The 16069-nt window shown below is 74.4% G+C and carries 14 protein-coding genes; 10 read left to right on the plus strand and 4 right to left on the minus strand.

Going from position 1 to position 16069, the window contains the following annotated elements; all coding sequences use genetic code 11:
• Positions 1-5: 5 nt before the first annotated feature.
• Entirely contained in the window at positions 6-1343 is a 1338-nt protein-coding gene (locus ASF50_RS04490; protein ID WP_235557552.1) for a PLP-dependent aminotransferase family protein, read from the minus strand.
• 69 nt (positions 1344-1412) lie between these two features.
• On the opposite strand from ASF50_RS04490, the gene ASF50_RS04495 reads away from it, so the two are divergent.
• The 7 genes from ASF50_RS04495 to rodA all read left to right on the plus strand — a co-directional run bounded on the left by ASF50_RS04495 (position 1413) and on the right by rodA (position 8709).
• Positions 1413-2165 (plus strand): pyridoxamine 5'-phosphate oxidase family protein, encoded by a 753-nt coding sequence (locus ASF50_RS04495; RefSeq protein ID WP_056903614.1) that lies wholly within the window; start codon positions 1413-1415, stop codon positions 2163-2165.
• Entirely contained in the window at positions 2162-2569 is a 408-nt protein-coding gene (gene ndk / locus ASF50_RS04500; RefSeq protein WP_200919020.1) for a nucleoside-diphosphate kinase, read from the plus strand. Before ASF50_RS04495 ends, ndk begins: the two co-directional genes overlap by 4 nt.
• A gap of 174 nt (positions 2570-2743) precedes the next feature.
• Entirely contained in the window at positions 2744-3772 is a 1029-nt protein-coding gene (locus ASF50_RS04505) for a rod shape-determining protein (protein WP_056903615.1), read from the plus strand.
• The gene (gene mreC / locus ASF50_RS04510) at positions 3772-4782 is read left to right on the plus strand and encodes a rod shape-determining protein MreC (RefSeq protein ID WP_082502751.1); all 1011 of its coding nucleotides are present in this window, start codon (positions 3772-3774) and stop codon (positions 4780-4782) included. The genes ASF50_RS04505 and mreC overlap by 1 nt, the downstream gene beginning before the upstream one ends.
• Positions 4779-5294, plus strand: a complete 516-nt coding sequence (gene mreD, locus ASF50_RS04515; RefSeq protein ID WP_056903616.1) for a rod shape-determining protein MreD — start codon at positions 4779-4781, stop codon at positions 5292-5294. The genes mreC and mreD overlap by 4 nt, the downstream gene beginning before the upstream one ends.
• Positions 5291-7468: a penicillin-binding protein 2 gene (mrdA, locus tag ASF50_RS04520; RefSeq protein WP_235557553.1), complete on the plus strand. Its 2178-nt coding sequence runs from the start codon at positions 5291-5293 to the stop codon at positions 7466-7468. Before mreD ends, mrdA begins: the two co-directional genes overlap by 4 nt.
• Positions 7465-8709 carry a rod shape-determining protein RodA gene (gene rodA / locus ASF50_RS04525; RefSeq protein ID WP_228942343.1) on the plus strand — a complete coding sequence of 415 codons (1245 nt, stop codon included), beginning with the start codon at positions 7465-7467 and terminating at the stop codon, positions 8707-8709. Before mrdA ends, rodA begins: the two co-directional genes overlap by 4 nt.
• A 28-nt stretch (positions 8710-8737) precedes the next feature.
• Here the strand turns inward: rodA and ASF50_RS04530 are convergent, their stop codons facing one another.
• A complete protein-coding gene (locus ASF50_RS04530) occupies positions 8738-9859 on the minus strand; it encodes a calcium:proton antiporter (RefSeq protein WP_056863753.1) in 1122 nt (373 codons plus the stop codon).
• A 118-nt stretch (positions 9860-9977) separates the two neighbouring features.
• On the opposite strand from ASF50_RS04530, the gene ASF50_RS04535 reads away from it, so the two are divergent.
• Positions 9978-11993, plus strand: coding sequence for a TIGR03960 family B12-binding radical SAM protein (locus tag ASF50_RS04535; RefSeq protein WP_056863754.1), 2016 nt, complete (start codon positions 9978-9980; stop codon positions 11991-11993).
• Between the two features lie 34 nt (positions 11994-12027).
• Here ASF50_RS04535 and ASF50_RS04540 read toward each other — a convergent pair whose 3' ends face one another.
• The gene (locus ASF50_RS04540; protein ID WP_056903617.1) at positions 12028-12798 is read right to left on the minus strand and encodes a DUF4190 domain-containing protein; all 771 of its coding nucleotides are present in this window, start codon (positions 12796-12798) and stop codon (positions 12028-12030) included.
• A gap of 4 nt (positions 12799-12802) precedes the next feature.
• Entirely contained in the window at positions 12803-14023 is a 1221-nt protein-coding gene (locus ASF50_RS04545; RefSeq protein WP_414855732.1) for an MFS transporter, read from the minus strand.
• A 51-nt stretch (positions 14024-14074) separates the two neighbouring features.
• On the opposite strand from ASF50_RS04545, the gene ASF50_RS04550 reads away from it, so the two are divergent.
• Together ASF50_RS04550 and ASF50_RS04555 are read left to right on the plus strand one after the other, a co-directional pair.
• Positions 14075-15280 carry a winged helix DNA-binding domain-containing protein gene (locus ASF50_RS04550; RefSeq protein WP_056903618.1) on the plus strand — a complete coding sequence of 402 codons (1206 nt, stop codon included), beginning with the start codon at positions 14075-14077 and terminating at the stop codon, positions 15278-15280.
• Between the two features lie 19 nt (positions 15281-15299).
• Entirely contained in the window at positions 15300-16031 is a 732-nt protein-coding gene (locus tag ASF50_RS04555) for a TIGR03936 family radical SAM-associated protein (RefSeq protein ID WP_056904232.1), read from the plus strand.
• Positions 16032-16069 lie beyond the last annotated feature (38 nt).

Below are 16069 nucleotides of genomic sequence, written 5' to 3' on the forward strand. Positions count from 1 at the left end.
GGGCGTCACCCCCGGGCCGCACCCGCCAGCGCGGCCAGGGCCCGGTCGAGCTCGGCGTCGGTGCAGCCGCCGAAGCCCACCACCAGCCCGGTCGCCCCCGAGCCGCGGGCGTAGTCGGCCAGCAGCGGCACGTCGAAGCCCGCGGCCCGCGCCGCGGCCCGGGCGGCCCGCGCGCGGTCGGCGTCGAGCGGCACCGTGACGTACATGCCCGCCGGGGGGCCGGCCGGCTCCCCGAGGGGCGCCAGCGCGGCCACGACGCGGGCCGCGCGCTCGGCGTACGTGCGGCGCGCGGAGCGGACGACCTGGTCGACGTAGCCGTCGCGCAGCAGCGAGAGCAGGGCCCGCTGGGCGGGCCAGGAGGCCGCGTCGTGGGTGGCGGCCCGGCGCTCGCACACGGCGGTGACCAGGTGGGCCGGCGGCACCAGCCAGCCCAGGCGCAGGCTGGGGGCGACGGTCTTGCTGGTGGTGCCGAGGTAGGCCACCCGGTCGCGGTCGAGCGCGGCGAGGGCGGGGATGGGTGCGACGTCGTAGCGGAACTCGGAGTCGTAGTCGTCCTCCACCACCACCGCGTCGGCGCGCCGCGCGGCCTCGAGCAGGCGCAGCCGGTGCGCGGCGGGCATCGGTGGGCCGAGCGGGTGCTGGTGAGCGGGGGTGACGTAGGCGGCGGCGCAGCCGGCGAGGTCGTCGACGGGGGCGAGCGCGGGGAGGTCGCGCACCTCGCGGCCGGTGCCGCGCACCGTCTCGACCGCGGCGCGGTAGCCGGGGTCCTCGACGCCGACCGGGCCGGGCGGGAGGACGCCCAGGAGGTGGCGGAGCCCGTCGGTGGTGCCGGCGGTGACGAGCACCTCGTCAGGGTCGAGCACGAGGCCCCGCGTGCGGGCGAGCCGCTCGGCCAGGGCCTCCCGCAGCTCCGGCAGGCCGCGCGGGTCGTCGTAGCCGCGGGGCGGGACGCTCGCCGACACCTCGCGCCACGCGCGCCGCCAGGCCGCCCGGTGGCGCGGGTCGATCCACGGGGTGCCGGCGTCGAGGCGCACCAGCGCCGCGCCGGCTGGTGCGGGAGCCGGCCGCGCGGCCGGCGGTGCGACCCGTGCGTGGAGGGCGGTGACGAAGGTGCCCGACCCGTGGCGTCCCTCCAGCCAGCCCTCGGCCACGAGCTGGGCGTAGGCCTGCTCGGCGACCGCGCGCGCCACCCCGAGGTCGGCGGCCAGGGCGCGGCTGCTGGGCAGCCGGTCGCCGGGGGAGAGGGCTCCCCGCGCGACCAGGGCCCGCACCTGGTCGCCCAGCTGCACCCCGAGCGGGTCGGCGGCGCGACGGTCGAGGTGCACGGGTAGTGCGGTCGTCACGAGTGGCCTGCCGATCTGGTCGCGGAGTGGCACGTGCGCGCGGGCCATTCAACGACGAGGCTGGACGCCGTGTCCACACCTGCCCCTGCCGCCCCGCGCTCGCCCACGCCGCTCTCGCCCACCCCGCTCTCGCCCACGCCGCTCTCGCCCACGCCGCGCACCAGCGTGACCCGCGGTCGCAGCCGCGCGGTCGAGGACCGTGCCGCCATGCACGCGCTGCTCGAGGACGCCCTCGTCGCCCACCTCGGCGTCGACGTGGGCGACCACCCGCTGGTGCTGCCGGTCGCCTTCGCCGTCGACCTCGACGGGCCCGACCGCGACGGCACCCTCTACGTGCACGGCTCGGTCGCGGCCCGCTGGCTCACCCGCTCCGAGGGTGCGACGGTCTGCGTCACGGTCACCGAGGTCGACGGCCTCGTCACCGCCCGCTCGGCCTTCCACCACTCCATGAACTACCGCTCCGTGGTCGTGGTCGGCCCCGCCCGGATCGTCACCGACCCCGCCGAGAAGGCGCGTGCGCTCAACCTCACCGTGGACCACATGGTGCCCGGTCGCGCGGCCACGCTGCGGCCCAGCACCCGCAAGGAGGTCGCCGCCACCGCGGTGCTCGCCGTGCCGCTGCACGAGGCCTCGATGAAGGTGCGCGCCGAGGGGCCCGTCGACGACGAGGCCGACGTCGAGGCCGGCACGTGGGGCGGGCACGTGCCCGTCGTACGCCGGCTGGGGGAGGCCGTCAGCGACCCCCTCACCGACGCCCCGGTGCCCGCCGACGTGCTCCGGCGGGTCGCGGCGGGCCGGGCCTCGCTAGGGTGCGGAGCATGACCCAGCGCACCCTCGTCCTGCTCAAGCCCGACACCGTCAAGCGCGGACTGGTCGGGCAGGTCCTCTCCCGCTTCGAGGCCAAGGGCCTGCGCATCGTGGCCATGGAGCACCGCCTCATCGACGCCGCGAAGGCCGACGAGCACTACGCCGAGCACGTCGAGCGCGACTTCTACCCGCCGCTGCGCACCTTCGTCACCAGCGGCCCGCTCGTCGCGCTCGTGCTCGAGGGCGACGAGGCCATCGAGGTCGTGCGCGCCCTCAACGGCGCCACCGACGGCCGCAAGGCCGCCCCCGGCACCATCCGCGGCGACCTGTCGCTGTCGAACCGCGAGAACCTCGTGCACGGCTCCGACTCGCCGGAGTCCGCCGAGCGCGAGATCGGGATCTGGTTCCCCGGCCTCTGAGCCCGGGCCCCCGGGCCCACCGGGGTCGCCACCCCACGAGTCACACACGCACCACGCGCCTCGGCGTGCCTGCGCCGAACCGGGCGGGGTCGTCCTTACCCTCGGGTGAGGGTCGACCCGTCCGTCGTGCCCTCCTTCCCCTGCACGGCACGAGCGCACTGCGAGGCACGAGTCATGGCGAACAGCTTCTTCGGCCGGGACATGGCCGTGGATCTCGGCACCGCCAACACGCTGGTCTACGCCCGCGGCAGGGGCGTCCTGCTCGACGAGCCCAGCGTGGTGGCCCTCAACGCCTCGACCGGCGAGATCCTCGCGGTCGGCCACGAGGCCAAGCGGATGATCGGGCGCACGCCCGACAACATCACCGCCATCCGCCCCCTCAAGGACGGCGTCATCGCCGACTTCGAGGCCACCGAGCAGATGCTGCGCTACTTCATCCAGCAGGTGCACCGGCGCCGGTCGTGGGCCAAGCCCCGCATGGTCATCTGCGTGCCCAGCGGCATCACCGCGGTCGAGCAGCGTGCGGTGAAGGAGGCCGGCTACCAGGCCGGCGCCCGCCGGGTCTACATCGTCGAGGAGCCCATGGCCGCCGCCATCGGCGCGGGCCTCCCGGTGCACCAGGCCACCGGCAACATGGTGGTCGACGTCGGCGGCGGCACGACCGAGGTCGCCGTGATCTCGCTGGGCGGCATCGTGACCAGCCTGTCGATCCGCACCGCGGGCGACGACCTCGACGCCGCGATCGTGGCGTGGATGAAGAAGGAGTACTCGCTCATCCTCGGCGAGCGCACCGCCGAGGAGGTCAAGATGACCCTCGGCTCGGCGTTCCCGCTGCCCGACGAGCCCGAGGCCGAGATCCGGGGCCGCGACATGGTCTCCGGCCTGCCGCGCACCGTCGTCGTCTCCAGCGCCGAGGTGCGCCTGGCCCTGGAGGAGCCGCTGCACGCGATCGTCGACGCGGTGCGCGCCACCCTCGACCAGACCCCGCCCGAGCTGGCCGGCGACATCATGGACCGCGGCATCGTCCTCACCGGCGGCGGCGCGCTGCTGCGCGGCCTCGACGAGCGGCTGCGCCACGAGACCGGCATGCCGGTCCACGTCGCGGAGGACCCGCTCACCTCGGTGGCCCTCGGCGCCGGCAAGTGCGTCGAGGAGTTCGAGGCCCTCCAGCAGGTGCTCGTGAGCGACCCGAGGCGCTACTGATGAGCCTGCTCGAGCGCGTGCGCACCCCCGACGGCTCCGGCCAGCCCGGCGCATCCGGCCTGCCCGGCCGCTCCGGCTCGACCGTCCGCTCCCGCTCCGAGCGCGAGCGTCGCTGGAGCGCGGGCCGCGGGCCGCAGCGCCGTCCCTCCCGTGCCCTGCTGCTGGCGCTGGTGCTGGCCAGCACCAGCCTGATGGTGCTCGACCGCACCGGCGGCGAGGACTCCCCGCTGGAGCCGGCACGCCGCGTCGTGGGCGAGGCCCTCGGCCCCGTGGAGACCGGGGCCACTGCGGTGGTCCGCCCCTTCGCGAGCATCCCGGGGTGGTTCCGCACGCAGGGATCGCTGCGCGACGACCTCGACGCCCTCGAGGCCGAGAACTCGCTGCTGCGCGGCGAGCTGGCGACCGCCGGCCTCGACGCCAACCGCCTGGCGGAGTACGACGGGCTCACCCGCACCGCCGAGGACCTGGGCCACACCCTCGTCCCGGCACGCGTGGTCGGCGTCGGACCCGCCCAGTCCTTCTCCAGCACCGTCACCCTCGACGCCGGCTCGCAGGCCGGGCTCGCCCCCGACATGACGGTCGTCAACAACGACGGGCTCGTGGGCCGCGTCCTGCGGGTCACCCGCACCACCGCCACGGTCGTGCTGGTCATCGACTCCGAGTCGACCGTCGGCGCCCGCGCGGGGGAGAGCATGGAGGTCGGCTTCCTGCGCGGACGCGGCTCCTTCGGCGACGGCGGTCGGCTCGACCTCGAGCTGGTCGACGACCAGTCGGTGCCGGCGCGCGACGACAACGTCGTCACGTGGGGCAGCGACGCGGGCGCGCCGTACCTCTCCGGCATCCCGGTCGGACGTGTCACGCAGGTCTACAGCTCGCTGCGCGACACCTCGCAGCGCGCCGTGGTCGAGCCCTTCGTCGACTTCAGCTCCCTCGACCTGGTGGGCGTCATCGTGCCCGCCGGCACCGACAGCGACCGCGCCGTCATCGACGCCGAGGGGGAGCTGCGATGAGCGCGCTGCGCGCGGCGGTGGCCGGGCTGGCCGTGCTGGTCGCCCTCGCCCTCCAGGTCGCCCTCTTCCCGCACCTGGCCTGGCAGGGCATCGTGCCCAACCTGTGCCTGCTGGTCGTCGTGGCCGCGGCGCTGACGCGGGGTCCGCAGTTCGCGATGGTGCTCGGCTTCGCCTCTGGCCTGCTGCTCGACCTGGCCCCGCCGGCCGACCACGTCGCCGGCCGTTGGGCCCTCGCGCTGCTCGTCGTCGGCTACGTCGCCGGGCTCGTGCGCCAGGACGTGCGACCCACCGCGGTCACCGTGGTCGGCACCGTCGCCGCCTCGTCCTTCGTCGGCACGTCGGTCTTCGCGATCAGCGGCCTGCTGCTGCGCGACCCGGTGCTCGGGGTCGGCGACATGATCCAGGTCATCGGCGTCGCCCTGGTCTGGGACGTCCTGCTCACCCCCTTCGTGCTGCCTCCCCTCATGGCCGCCTTCCGCCGCCTCGAGCCCGGCCGGGCGGCCCTGCTGTGAGCGTGCGCACCGGCCGGCCCATGGGCCTGACCGTCAACGGCGAGGAGCAGGCCGGCACCCGGCGCAGCCGGCTGCGCCTCGTGGTCATCCAGGCCCTCGTCTTCTCCCTCTTCGCGACCCTCGGCGTGCGCCTCTACTACCTCCAGGTCGTCAGCGGCGAGCAGTACCGGACCCAGGCCGCCTCCCAGTCGGTGCGCGACATCGTCGTGCAGCCCCAGCGCGGCCTCATCGTCGACGACATGGGCCGACCCCTGGTGAGCAACCGCACCTCGTGGGTGGTCTCGGTCGACCGCACGCTGCTGGGCAAGCTGCGCGCGCGCGACCAGCGCACCGTGCTCGAGCGGGTCGCCGAGGTCAGCCGCACCCCGGTCCGTGACATCCGGCGCGCGCTGCTGACCTGCGGCGACCCCGGCAGCATCGAGGGCTCGTGCTGGAACGGCTCTCCCTACCAGCCGGTGCCCGTGGCCGAGGACGTGCCCAAGCGCACCGCGCTGATGATCCTCGAGCAGCCCGAGGACTACCCCGCGGTGCTGGCCGAGCAGCAGACCGTGCGCTCCTACCCCTCGCCGTACGGCGTGAACCTGGCCCACGTGCTGGGCTACCTCAGCCCGATCACCGAGGACGAGCTCGACCAGGCCGAGGCCGACGACGACAGCTCGGTCAACGGCGCCTCCTCGGTCGGCCGCGCCGGCGTCGAGAAGCAGTACGACGCCTGGCTGCGCGGCATGCCCGGCTACAAGTCGGTGGCCGTCGACTCGATGGGCCGCGTGCTCGGCGACGACGGGGAGGTGCAGGCCCGCCCCGGCGACACCCTCGTCACCTCCATCGACGCGCGCGTGCAGGGCGTGGTGGAGCGCCAGCTGGCCCAGACCATCACGACCGCCCGCTCGACCTTCGACACCGTGACGGGCAAGAACTACGTCGCCGACTCCGGCGCCGCCGTGGTGCTCGAGGCCGACACCGGCCGCGTCGTGGCCATGGCCAGCCAGCCCACCTACGACCCCGAGGTCTGGGTCGGCGGCATCACCCAGAAGCAGCTCTCGCGGCTGTTCTCCGAGGCGGCCGGCACCCCGCTGCTGGGCCGCGCCACCCAGGGCCAGTTCGCCCCGGGCTCGACGTGGAAGCCGTTCATGACCGCGGGTGCGCTCACCCACGGCTACTCGCCGAGCACGTCGCTGAACTGCTCCTCCTCCTTCCGCGTCGGCAACCGCGACTTCAAGAACTACGAGTCCGGCGCCTACGGCTTCATCTCCTTCGCCAAGGCCCTCGAGGTCTCCTGCAACACCTTCTTCTACCGCGTGGGCTACGACTACTGGCAGCGCTTCGGCTCCGACGTCAGCGACGTCGACGCCAAGGACCCGCTCGTGGCCGAGGCGCAGGCCTTCGGCTTCGGCTCCGAGACCGGCATCGACCTGCCCGGCGAGGCCTCGGGCCGCATCGCGGACCGGAAGTGGAAGCTCGCCTACTACGAGTCGATGAAGGACTACTACTGCGGCATCGCCGACAAGCCGCAGGACGCCGAGACCTCCGACTTCGTCTACACCTTCGCCGGGGAGTTCTGCGTCGAGGGCTTCGCCTACCGCGCCGGCGACGCGGTCAACTTCGCCATCGGCCAGGGCGACACCATCGTCACCCCGCTCCAGCTGGCCCGCGCCTACGGCGCGCTGGCCAACGGCGGCACCCTCTACGCCCCGCGCGTGGGCAAGGCCGTCGTCGGCCCCGACGGCAAGGTCATCCAGCGGATCCCGCCGAAGGTGCAGGGTCGCGTCGACCTGCCCGAGGAGACGCTGCGCTACGTCGACGAGGCCCTCGAGAACGTCACCCGCGTCGGCACGATGGCCTGGCGCATGGTCGGCTTCCCCCTCGACGAGGTGCCGATCCGCTCCAAGACCGGCTCCGCGGAGGTCTACGGCAAGCAGTCGACCTCGTGGGTCGCCTCCTACTCCGACGACTACGTCGTGGTGATGATGGTCAGCCAGGGCGGCACGGGCTCGGGCACCTCGGGCCCGGCGGTGCGCAAGATCTGGGAGGCGCTGTACGGCGTGGACGGCGAGTCGGTCGTGGCCGACGACGCCGCGATCCCCGGCACCACCCCGCCCGCGGGCCTGCCCACCTTCGCCGACGACGGCTCGATCCTGCCGCCGGTGCGGCCGACCACGGAGGAGTCCCGGTGAGCACCACCGTCCGCCCGACCGTCCGACCGAGCACGCGTCCGGGCCTGCGCCCGGCCCCGGTGTCGGCGACCACGCGTCCCCGGCTGCGCTGGGCCGGCGTCGACTGGGTCCTGCTCGGCGCCGTGCTCGGCCTGGTCACCCTCGGGACCCTGCTGGTCTGGTCGGCCACGATCGGTCGCGACGACCTCACCGGGGGTGACCCCACGGCCTACCGCGACAAGCAGCTGGTCAACGTGTCCATCGGCCTGGTGCTGATGGCCGGGGTGGCCGTCTCCGACCACCGCTGGGTCCGCGTCGCGGCGCCGCTGGTCTACCTCGGCTCGGTCCTCGGCCTGGTGCTCGTGCTCGTCATGGGCACGACCATCAACGGCTCGCGCTCGTGGCTGATGCTCGGCGGCATGTCGGTGCAGCCCTCGGAGTTCGCCAAGCTCGCCGTGGTCATCGGCATGGGCCTCGTGCTCGCCGGCCGGGCCCGCGGCCGCTGGCGCTCGCGCGTCGGCGGGGTCGAGGTGGGGCTGATGCTCCTCATCGCCGCCGTGCCCGCCGCGCTCATCCTGCTCCAGCCCGACCTCGGCACGATGCTCGTGCTGACCGCGACCGTGTTCGGGGTGCTGGCGGTCTCCGGGGCCCCGCGCCGGTGGCTGGCGCTGCTCGCCGGCGGCGGCGTCACCGCCGCCGCGGTCGCGGTGGCGGCCGGGGTGCTCAAGGACTACCAGGTCGACCGCTTCATGGCCTTCACCAACCCCGACCTCGACCCCCGCGGCGCCGGCTACAACGTCGAGCAGGCCCGCATCGCCGTCGGCAACGGCGGCCTCGTCGGCGAGGGCCTCTTCGACGGCTCGCAGACCCGCTCGGGCTTCGTGCCCGAGCAGCACACCGACTTCGTCTTCACCGTGGCCGGCGAGGAGCTCGGCCTGCTCGGCGCCGGCCTCGTCATCGCCCTGCTGCTCGTCGTGCTGTGGCGGGCGCTGGTCATCGCCACCCGCACCGAGGACGTGTTCGGCCGCGTCGCCGCCGCCGGCATCGCCTGCTGGTTCGGCTTCCAGGCCTTCCAGAACATCGGCATGTGCCTGGGGATCATGCCCGTCACCGGCGTGCCGCTGCCCTTCGTGTCCTACGGCGGCTCCTCGATGTTCGCCGGCATGCTCGCCGTCGGCCTGCTGCAGAACATCCACCTGCGCGCCAGCGCGCCCCAGCCGCAGCGCTACACCGCCTCGCCCCGGGTGCGCGCCGTCCGCTGACCCCGGTGCACCCCTGGGGCGGTGCGGCTCAGGGCTGCACGGACAGGAACAGGAACGTCGCGAGCAGCACCAGGTGCACGAAGCCCTGGAGCGACTTGGCCCGGCCCTGCGCGATGGTGAGGCTCGAGACCACCACGGTGATGGCCAGCAGCACCATCTGCGTCGGCTCGAGGCCGAGCACGAGCGGGCCGTCGAGCCAGATCATCGCCACCGCGATGGTCGGGATCGTCAGGCCGATGGAGGCCATCGCCGAGCCGTAGGCGAGGTTGAGGCTGATCTGCACCCGGTCGCGCGCGGCGTTGCGCACGGCGGCGATCGACTCCGGGGCCAGCACGAGCAGGGCGATGACCACGCCGACGACGGCGTAGGGGAAGCCCAGGGCCGAGACGGTGTCCTCGATGGTGGGGGAGAGCAGCTTGGCCAGGCCGACCACCGCGACCAGGGCCCCGACCAGCAGGCCCAGGCTCAGCCAGGCCTCCCGGGCCGGCGGCGGGTCGGCGTGGCCGTCCTCGTCCTCGTCGACCAGGCCGGTGACACGGCCCTGCTCGTCGCTGGTGACCGGCACGAAGAAGTCGCGGTGGCGGATGGTCTGGGTGAAGACGAAGGCGCCGTAGAGCGCGAGCGAGGCGACCGCGGCGAAGCCCAGCTGCGAGGCGGAGTACTCCCGACCCGCGCCGGAGGTGGTGAAGCTGGGCAGCACCAGGCAGACCGCGGCGAGCGCCACCACGGTGGAGAGGGCCGAGCCCGTGCCGGAGGCGTTGAAGCTGACCAGGTGGTGCTTGACCGCCCCCACCAGCAGGGCGATCCCGGCGATGCCGTTGAGGGTGATCATGAGGGCGGCGAAGACGGTGTCACGGGCGTAGGTGCTCGTGCCCTCGCCGCCGCTGGTCATCAGCATGACGATCAGCCCGACCTCGATCACGGTCACCGCGACGGCCAGGATGAGCGAGCCGAAGGGCTCGCCGACCTTGTGGGCGACGACCTCGGCGTGGTGCACGGCGGCCACGATCGCCCCGACGAGGACGACCGCGATGAGCACCAGCACCGGCCACGCCTCGTGGCTGGCCCAGGTGGCGGCGAGCACCACCAGGGCGAGGACGGGCACCACGACCGTCCACTGGAACCGGCCGCGGACGCTCGTGTCGGTCATGGCACGAGCCTAGACGCGCGAACTCGGTCGGCTCCGCGGGGCTGACGTACCCTGAGACCTTGTCCGGAGCGCGTCCGGGGACCCCGGACGCCACCACGACCCGCTGTGAGGTTGCTGCATGTCCCCGACCCTGGGCTCCGCCGGGAGCCGCGTGCTCGGCGAGAGCGTCTTCTCCCGCCTCGAGCCCTTCCTGCCGAGCGTGTCGAAGCCGATCCAGTACGTCGGCGGCGAGCTCAACTCCACCGTCAAGGCGTGGGACTGCGCGGCCGAGAGCGCCGACGGCGGCGAGACCGTGCGCTGGGCGCTGATGTACCCCGACGCCTACGAGGTCGGCCTGCCCAACCAGGGCGTCCAGATCCTCTACGAGGTGCTCAACGAGCGCGACTGGATCGTCGCGGAGCGCACCTACGCGGTGTGGCCCGACCTGGAGGAGATCATGCGGCGCGGCGACGCGCAGGGGCCGATCCCGCAGTTCACCGTCGACGCCCACCGCCCCGTGCGCGACTTCGACGTGCTCGGGCTGAGCTTCTCCACCGAGCTGGGCTACACCAACATGCTCAACGCCCTCGACCTCGCGGGCATCCCGCTGCACGCCGCCGACCGCACCGACGGCGACACCATCGTGCTCGCCGGCGGCCACGCCGCCTTCAACCCCGAGCCCATCGCCGACTTCATCGACGCCGCCGTGCTCGGCGACGGTGAGGAGGTCGTGCTGGCGATCTCGGAGGTCGTGCGCGACTGGAAGGCCCAGGGCCGCCCGGCCGGCGACATGGCCTCGGGCCGCGACGAGCTGCTGCGCCGGCTCGCGGTGAGCGGCAACATCTACGTGCCCCGCTTCTACGACGTCTCCTACGCCGCCGACGGCACGCTCGAGGCCGTCGTGCCGACCGTGCCCGGCGTGCCCCACCGCGTGCGCAAGCACACGCTCATGGACCTCGACGCCTGGCCCTACCCCGCCAAGCCGCTGGTGCCGCTGGCCGAGACCGTCCACGAGCGCTTCTCGGTCGAGATCTTCCGCGGCTGCACCCGCGGCTGCCGCTTCTGCCAGGCCGGCATGATCACCCGCCCGGTGCGGGAGCGCTCCATCGAGACCATCGGCGCGATGGTCGAGAACGGCATCCGCACGACGGGCTTCGAGGAGGTCGGCCTGCTCTCGCTCTCCAGCGCCGACCACACCGAGATCGGCGAGGTCGCCAAGGGCCTGGCCGACCGCTACGAGGGCACCAACGTCTCGCTCTCGCTGCCCTCGACGCGCGTCGACGCCTTCAACATCTCGCTGGCCAACGAGTTCTCCCGCAACGGCCGGCGCTCGGGCCTGACCTTCGCCCCCGAGGGCGGCTCGGAGCGGCTGCGCAAGGTGATCAACAAGATGGTCACCGAGGAGGACCTGATCCGCACCGTCGCGGCGGCGTACTCCCACGGCTGGCGGCAGGTGAAGCTCTACTTCATGTGCGGCCTGCCCACCGAGACCGACGAGGACGTGCTCCAGATCGCCGACCTGGCCAAGCGGGTCATCGCCAAGGGCCGCGAGGTCTCCGGGCGCAACGACATCCGCTGCACGGTCTCCATCGGCGGGTTCGTGCCCAAGCCGCACACCCCCTTCCAGTGGGCCGCGCAGCTCGACCACGAGACCACCGACGACCGGCTGCGCCAGCTGCGCGAGACAGTGCGCGCCGACAAGAAGTTCGCCCGCGCCATCGGCTTCCGCTACCACGACGGCAAGCCCGGCATCGTCGAGGGACTCCTCTCCCGCGGCGACCGCCGCGTCGGCGCCGTCATCGAGCAGGTCTGGCGCGACGGAGGCCGCTTCGACGGCTGGAGCGAGCACTTCTCCTACGACCGCTGGATGCAGGCCGCCGCGCAGGCGCTGGCGGGCACCGGCGTCGACGTCGACTGGTACACCGTGCGCGAGCGCGGCTACGACGAGACCCTCCCGTGGGACCACCTCGACTCCGGCCTCGACAAGGACTGGCTCTGGGCCGACTGGGAGGACGCCATCGACCCCTCCTCCGACGTCGAGGTCGAGGACTGCCGCTGGACCCCCTGCTACGACTGCGGCGTGTGCCCCGAGATGGACACCGAGATCCAGATCGGCCCCACCGGGCGCCAGCTGCTGCCGCTCGCCGTCGTCTGACCCGGCGTCTGACCCGGCGTCCTCGGGAGCGGGGTCAGGAGGCGGCGCCCAGGAGCGGGGCGTCGAGGGAGGACCCGTCGGTGTTGTAGGCCACGCAGACCACCCGGTCGCCGTCCTGCGGCGGGACCTGCTCGGAGATCGGGATGAGGGTCATGCGGGAGATGTCGACGTCGGTGCCGTCGTAGCCCTCGGCGCTGGCCAGCTCGGCGCAGCCGGTGGGCTCGCCGTCGACGACCTCGGTGGCCACGACCTCTCCGTCGTGGGCCTCGGTGCAGTCGACCTCGCGGATGTCGGTGACGTTCTCCTCGGAGTCGTCGGTCAGTCCGTCGGCGGTGAGGCAGGTGCCGGCCTCGAGGTCGTCGAGGGTGGTCAGGCTGGTGCCCACGGTGACGAGGGCGACGATGCCGCCGATGAGCGCGAGGGTGCCGAGCAGGCCCACGACGATGGCGGTGACCGCGGCCCAGCGGCCCTTGGCGCGGCCCTCCTTGGTGCGGCCCAGCCCGACGAGGCCGAGGATCGCGCCGACGAAGGACAGGCAGCAGGTGAAGCTCAGCACCAGCGCCACGACGGAGAGGGTGTCGGTGCCCTGCGAGCCGCTCGGGTGGGTGGGGCCGCCGGGGTAGCTCTGGCCGTAGGGGCCGGCGGGCTGGGCCCCGGGCTGGCCGTACGGCGACCCCGCAGGCTGGCCGTACGGCGACCCCCCGGGCTGGCCGTAGGGGGTGGGCTGGCCGTACGGCGACGGTGGGCCGGCCGGGTCGCCGTCGGCGCCGCTCTGGTCGCCGGGGCCGTGGGGAGGTGTCGTCACGCGCTCACTGTAGGGCGCGGCGCGCCGGCGGGAGGGCGTCCTCGAGAAACACCGGACGGGCGACGTAGGCCCCCAGGACGGCCATGGGGAGCACGAGCGCGGTGAGCACGAGCAGCGGCACGGTCCAGCCCCCGGTGGCCTCGTTGAGCAGCCCCACGGCGAAGGGGCCGAGGGCGGCGAGCAGGTAGCCGACCGACTGGCTGAAGGCCGAGAGCGCCGCCGTGCCCTCGGGGGTCCGGGCGCGCAGCCCGATGAGCGTGAGCACGAGGGGGAAGGTGCAGGCGCCGACGCCGGCGACGACGGCCCACAGCGGTGCGGTCCACCACGGGCTCAGCACCATGCCCAGGTAGGCGACGGGGTAGGTGCCGATCACCCCCAGCAGCAGGGTGCGCGGTCGGGAGGTGGTCGCCATCAGCCGCGGCAGCCACAGCGACAGCGGGATGCCGGTGCCGGCCAGCAGGCCCACCAGCGCCCCCGCGGCGGTCGGCGACCAGCCGGCGTCGCGCCACAGCTGGGCGAACCAGCCAAAGATCGCGTAGGCCTGGAGCGCCTGGAGCCCGAAGCAGCCCGCCATCGCCCAGCCCAGTCGCGTGCGGGCGACGTCGAGGAAGGACACGCGCGAGCCGCCGCGCTCGACCGCGCGGTCGCGTCGCACCAGCGCGACCCACGGCAGCGCCGCGATCACCGCCAGCAGGGCCCACGTACCGAGGCCCCAGCGGAAGCCGCCGCCAGCCTCGGAGATCGGCACGGTGAGGGTCAGCGCGAGGGTGAGCCCCACGGCCAGGGCGGCGGTGTAGAGCGAGGTGACCGGTCCGATGCGGTCGGGGAAGTGCAGCTTGACCAGCGACGGCAGCAGCACGTTGGCCATCGCCATGCCGCCCACCGCGAGCAGGGAGGCGGCCAGGAACACCACGTCGTCGTCGGTCAGCACCCGCGCCACCAGCCCGGCCGCCGCGGCGAGCAGGGTGAGCAGGGTGGTGCGGTGCAGTCCGACGCGCGCCGCCGTGGCCGGCGCGAGGGCACCGAGCACGGCGAAGGCCAGCACCGGCAGCGAGGTGAGCAGGCTGGCCTCGCCGGCCCCGAGGCCGAGACCGCTCCTGACCTCGGCCAGCACCGGGCCGACGCTCACGGCGGCGGGGCGCAGGTTGAGCGCCAGCAGCAGCACGCCCACGAGGACGAGGGGCACGGTGCGGGTGACGGGTCCGGGGCTGCTCACCGGGCCCATGCTGGCACCGCACCCACGACGTACGACGGGCGGTGGGGGCAGGATGGGGTCGTGCTCCACGTGAGCGACCGGCAGCGTCGCGACCGCATCGCCCTGCGCCACGGCATCGACCCGGTGCGGCGTCGCGCCGACGCCGAGGACGCCACCCGTGCGGTCGCGGTGCTCCACGCCACCGAGCCCGCCACGGTGCACCTGTCGCTGCAGGCGCGGGTCGACGGGCTGCGTCGCTCCGACGTGGAGCGCGCGCTCCACGAGGAGCGCGTGCTGGTCAAGCAGCTGGCGATGCGCCGGACCCTCTTCGTGCTGCCGCGCGACCTGCTCCCCGCGGCCTGGGGGAGCGCCTCCGCACGGGTGGCCGGCACCGAGCGGGCGCGCCTGGCCAAGGACGCCGAGGCCCACGGCCTGGCGGACCCGGGCGCGGGCGCCGCCTGGGTCGAGCGTGCACGCCGGGAGGTGCTCGGCGTGGTGGCGGGCTCCGTGGAGGGTCGCCAGGCGGCCGAGGTCAGGTCCGCCGTGCCGGCGCTGGCGGCGCCGGCGCCCGTGGCGGGCGCGCCCTCGTCGTCGGTGCCCCCGACGGTGAGCCGGCTCCTGACCGTGCTGGGCGCCGAGGCCGAGGTGGTGCGGGGGGTCAACACGGGTCACTGGCGCGTCTCCCGGCCGCGCTGGGCGCCGATGGCGGCGTGGCTGGGGGAGGAGCCCCGACCGTGGTCGGCCTCCGACGGCTGGGCCGAGCTGGTGCGCCGCTGGCTCGGCGCCTTCGGGCCGGGCACCGAGGCCGACCTGGTGTGGTGGCTGGGCGCGACCAAGGGCATCGTGCGGGCGGCGCTCGCGCGCCTCGAGGCCGTGGAGGTCGCGCTCGACGGCGGGGCCACCGGATGGCTGCTCCCCGACGACGACCTCCTCGACCACCCGCTCGACGGGGCCCGGGGCCAGGAGGTCGGGCCCTGGGCGGCGCTGCTGCCCGTGCTCGACCCCACGGTCATGGGCTGGAAGGAGCGCGCCTTCTACCTCGGCCCTCACCGCGACGCGCTCTTCGACCGCAACGGCAACGCCGGCACCACCGCGTGGTGGGACGGTCGCGTCGTGGGCTGCTGGGTGCAGGACGAGGCGGGGCGCGTGCTCGTGCGCCTGCTCGAGGAGGTCCCCGCCGCCGGGCGCGCCGCGCTGGAGACCGAGGCCGACCGGCTGTCCGACTGGCTCGCCGGTGAGCGCGTCGGCACGGTCTACCCCTCGCCGGCGATGCGGGCACCGGCCTGACCTCTCGTAGCCTGTGCGGGTGCGAGAGCAGCCCGAGCAGCAAGCCCCTCCGGTCCAGCGCCTGCGCATCCGCTACGCCAAGCGCGGACGCCTCCGCTTCACCAGCCACCGCGACTTCAGCCGCGCCTTCGAGCGCGCCGTCTTCCGCGCCCGCGTGCCGATGGCCTACTCCTCCGGCTTCAACCCCCACCCCCGCATCTCCTACGCCGGGGCAGCGCCGACGGGCTCCGCGAGCGAGGCGGAGTACCTCGAGATCGGGCTCGCCGAGGTCGTCGACGTCGCCGCGGTGCGGGCGTCGCTGGAGGAGGCGCTGCCCGACGGGCTCGACATCCTCGAGGTCGCGGTCTCTCCCGGGGGATCGCTCGCCGACCTCCTCCAGGCCAGCCACTGGCGCCTCGACGTCGCCGCGGAGGAGCCGGACGCCCGCGCTGCGGTCGAGGCCTTCCTGGGGCAGGAGTCGGTGGAGGTCGAGCGGATGACCAAGAAGGGTCTGCGCACCTTCGACTGCCGCGCCGCCGTGCTCAGCCTCGAGGCCGGCCCCGTGACGGGTGCGGGCGTGGGGGCGCGCTCGACGCTCGACCTGGTGCTGCGCCACGGCGTGCCCTCGGTGCGGCCCGACGACGTGCTCACCGGCCTGGCGGCCGTCGGCGGCCTCCAGGCGGGGCCCGCTCCGCTGCTGACCCGGCTGGCCCAGGGGCCGCTGGAGGAGTCGACCGGCACGGTCGGCGACCCGCTCGCAGCGCGGACATGACCTGGATCGACGGCCCGTGTGCGATACTCGCCACGGTC

The sequence above is a fragment of the Nocardioides sp. Leaf307 genome, from assembly GCF_001423135.1.
Classification (GTDB): Bacteria; Actinomycetota; Actinomycetes; order Propionibacteriales; family Nocardioidaceae; genus Nocardioides; species Nocardioides kribbensis.

Excerpts from the sequence above, each read along its gene's own strand:
- mreD (WP_056903616.1), top strand. The coding sequence starts at position 4,779 with ATGAGCGCGCTGCGCGCGGCGGTGGCCGGGCTGGCCGTGCTGGTCGCC.
- ASF50_RS04505 (WP_056903615.1), top strand. The coding sequence starts at position 2,744 with ATGGCGAACAGCTTCTTCGGCCGGGACATGGCCGTGGATCTCGGCACC.
- ASF50_RS04545 (WP_414855732.1), bottom strand. The coding sequence starts at position 14,023 with ATGGGCCCGGTGAGCAGCCCCGGACCCGTCACCCGCACCGTGCCCCTC.
- ndk (WP_200919020.1), top strand. The coding sequence starts at position 2,162 with ATGACCCAGCGCACCCTCGTCCTGCTCAAGCCCGACACCGTCAAGCGC.
- mreC (WP_082502751.1), top strand. The coding sequence starts at position 3,772 with ATGAGCCTGCTCGAGCGCGTGCGCACCCCCGACGGCTCCGGCCAGCCC.
- ASF50_RS04530 (WP_056863753.1), bottom strand. The coding sequence starts at position 9,859 with ATGACCGACACGAGCGTCCGCGGCCGGTTCCAGTGGACGGTCGTGGTG.
- ASF50_RS04535 (WP_056863754.1), top strand. The coding sequence starts at position 9,978 with ATGTCCCCGACCCTGGGCTCCGCCGGGAGCCGCGTGCTCGGCGAGAGC.